Source organism: Candidatus Solincola tengchongensis, from assembly GCF_015711935.1.
In the GTDB taxonomy this organism is placed as follows: Bacteria; Actinomycetota; Geothermincolia; order Geothermincolales; family RBG-13-55-18; genus Solincola_A; species Solincola_A tengchongensis.
The window spans coordinates 1-3,067 of record NZ_JACVJJ010000110.1 but is presented as its reverse complement, the minus strand read 5'-3'; the positions used below and the strand labels follow the sequence as shown (position 1 = coordinate 3,067).

The window sequence follows — 3,067 nt, the reverse complement described above, 5'->3', positions numbered from 1 at the left end:
CAAAGCGAGTGACGGGGAGGGTTGTGCTCACTCCCCTGCGTTTAGTGGGGAGGAGGGCGTGTTCGATGGCCGCCGTGTCATTGGCTGGAGCGAAGGGGCTCTCTTCCTCTCCGCGAGAGGTTCCGCAGCGGGCGGAGTAGCCTTCACGCCGGCGGTGGATGGAGGAGCGCGGCCCGGGTCACGGGTTCCTGACCACCGCCATGTTCCGCTCCAGGTATTCGGGAAGGCCCACGTGCCCCCAGAAGTCCTCCACGTAGAAGCCGTCCACCTGGCCGCTCTGTTTTCCCTCGATGAGCAGCTTCACCTTCTGGATGGTGGGGAACTCGGTGAGGGTGTTGGCGATGGAGATAAGCGCCAGCCCCTCCATGGCCGCCCCCGCGCCGCCCTGCTTTGCCTTGTCGGTGAGGATCTCCTTACTCAGGTTGACCGTGCATACCCCGTCCCTGATGCTCACGTCCAGGACCTTGACCGTGCCGGGGAAGGCGGCGATGAGCCCGTCCCCTCCCGACGGTCCCTTGATGAGCTCCTCCATGGCCGCCCGAGCAACAGCCGTGGTGTAAGGGATGGTCCGTTTCTGCGCTACGAGGTACATGTCCGAGGGTTCGGACTTGATGAAGTAGAGGGTCAGGGTGACCGTCTTGGCCTCCGTTCCCTCCTCGGCCGTTTCCTGCTCGCCCTGGGCCTCCGCCTCCTCCTTGCCCTCCTCCCCGGTTGCTGGCTTGCTCTTTCCGCATCCGGGAAGGAGAAAGAGTGAGAGGAGCAGGGCCAGGACCGCCGCCGCGGCCGTGACGCACAACCACCGGTATCTCCTCATGAGCCCTCCTTTGACCCTTGGGATCCCGTCTCCCATGATCGTGTTCCACCGACTCTCCTATATTAAACGTTGCCCGTGACGCCGGGAGAGGGGCCTCGCTCCCACGTGCCCGGGAAAGAGCCGGATTGCCGCCGCAGAAGGACTTTGGTTCAGGCTGCGGGATAGCGGCTCCGATCCCGGGGCGCCTTGGCCACGCCTCCATGATTTCTTCTGGCTCGGCGGCGGGGCTCCCTTTCCGATACGCGCATCCCGCTCGCATGCTACCCTTATGGCGTCGGCTCGCGCCGCTGGACGGCGCATTGCGTCGCGCAGGAAGGAGCCCCGCGCTTCGGGGCCGCTGGGCGTTGCGGAGGGAGGTTGGTATGCCACATTACGACAGGACGGAAGAGGAAAAGTGGAAGGAGTTCCGGTTCCGGTTTCCCTATCCGGCGGGGTTGAAGCGCTTGCGGGAGGAGGTCCTCTCCGATCCGGATTTCGACCCCGCCGTGCTCTGGGTCTGGGGGACCATGCAGGCCACCGCGGTCCTCGAGGTCCTCAAGGCCTGCGAGAGGGAGTTCGGGGAACGCGGCCAGCGGGTGGTGAGGGAAGCGCTGCGCGGCGTGGGGCTGGAGGTGGGCAGGCAGATCCTGGAAGGGACGGAGTGGCCCGAGGGGATGACCGAGGCGGAGCTGGCCAGCTTCTACGCCACGGTCATCAATTGCGTGGTCTACGCCTCCCTGGAAGACCCTTCCATTGATGGCGAGGATCGGGTTAGCTTCCACATCCTCTGGTGTCCCCACCAGGACCTTTACGGTGCCTTCGACTGCCGGGTGCAGCGCTATTTCGTGCAGGGCATGCTGGAGGCGCTCAAGGAGCGGGGATGGCTCACGGACTGGCAGGTCCGCTTCACCCGCACCATACCCGCCGGGGCGGAGACCTGTCACTTCGAGTTGTGGAAGGCCCCCGGGGAGGAGGCCATGCTATGGGAGAGCTACTCGGAGGAGCTGGAACGCAAAGCCCTGAGGATGGCCGCCGCGGAGAGGGAGAGGGAAGAGGGCGAAGGTGATTGACGCGGCGGCCGTTCAGCTCCCCTGGATATCCGGAGCCGGGCCTCACGGGTGGTGAGTGGGGCGGTTCCGGCGATCTTTGGGGCGTTCCTCCCTGCCCGGTCTTTCGCCGGTCGTGCGGCACACCCATCCCATGAAGTGGGATCATGGTAAAAGTTACCAGGAAACTGGCGGTCCCCTCACCTCTTGGGCGGCAGGGTTTCGGGGATCCTCGAAACAAGAGGTTCCGCGGGCGTGGGGGCGTTTCGGCAGGCGCTTTCCGGTTTGAAAAGAGTCGAGAGGCCACCCCGTCATCCCGACAGAGCAAGTCCTTCGTTGAGCGGCGCGCTTGATCCGGTCTATTATAGGGTAATCCCGGGCTGTCGGGTGTCGTGCCCGTGTCGGAAAGGGGTAGAGGGCAGGGAAACGCGCCGGAGAGCGGGTCGGGGATGCGTCCCCGGGTTTGTAAAGGGCACAGAGCGTGCCTCTTTCCCGGTAAGGATGCGGGCTTGAAGCGGCGTCACTTCCGCTATCCGGGACGGCCGTTTTACCTGAGCCGGCAACGGTGGCTTTGCAAGGAAGGGGGTTGGCCATGAAGGGTGAGGTGGAGGGGGAATACGGGCTTTACGCCTACCGATGGGTAGTCCTGGCCTCCTTCATGCTGGTGGCCGCGGTCACCCAGCTCATGTGGCTGAATTACGCGCCCATAACCTCCCAGACCCAGGAGCTCATGGGGGTGAGCGAGTTCAAGGTGGTCCTTTTGGCCACCATGTTCCCCCTGGTATACATACCGGTGTCCATACCCGCCGGCATGGTCATCGACCGCCGGGGTTTCCGGACCGCGGTGCTCATCGGGGCCATGCTGACCACCGCCTTCTCCTTCTTGCGCCTCTTCGCCGACAACTACCCCCTGGTCCTCTTAGGGATGATCGGCATCTCCGTGGGCCAGCCCTTCGTGCTCAACAGCATCACCAAGATGGTCAGCGCCTGGTTTCCCACCGAGGAGTCGGCACTGGCCAACGGGCTGGGCTCCCTCTCCCTGTTCCTGGGCATGATCGTGGCCATGGCCGTCACCCCGCCCCTCCTCAAGGCCTTCGGGGAACACGACGTGGCATCCCTCCGCTGGCTGGTGCTCATATACAGTCTGGTATCCCTCGCCTCCCTTGTCCTGTTCGCCCTCCTCGGCAGGTCCCATCCGCCCAAGCCCCCGCACCGCACCGAGTCCGAG

General features: G+C 64.8%; 3 protein-coding genes. 2 read left to right on the top strand and 1 reads right to left on the bottom strand.

The window, feature by feature from the left end:
* Nucleotides 1–178 precede the first annotated feature (178 nt).
* Nucleotides 179–814, bottom strand: a complete 636-nt coding sequence (locus tag H7007_RS11680) for a GerMN domain-containing protein (protein ID WP_287155474.1) — start codon at nt 812–814, stop codon at nt 179–181.
* A gap of 362 nt (nt 815–1,176) precedes the next feature.
* On the opposite strand from H7007_RS11680, the gene H7007_RS11675 reads away from it, so the two are divergent.
* Nucleotides 1,177–1,863: a hypothetical protein gene (locus H7007_RS11675; RefSeq protein WP_287155473.1), complete on the top strand. Its 687-nt coding sequence runs from the start codon at nt 1,177–1,179 to the stop codon at nt 1,861–1,863.
* Nucleotides 1,864–2,431: 568 nt separating this feature from the next.
* Nucleotides 2,432–3,067: MFS transporter (locus H7007_RS11670; protein WP_287155475.1), on the top strand; the 636-nt coding region annotated here is incomplete at its 3' end.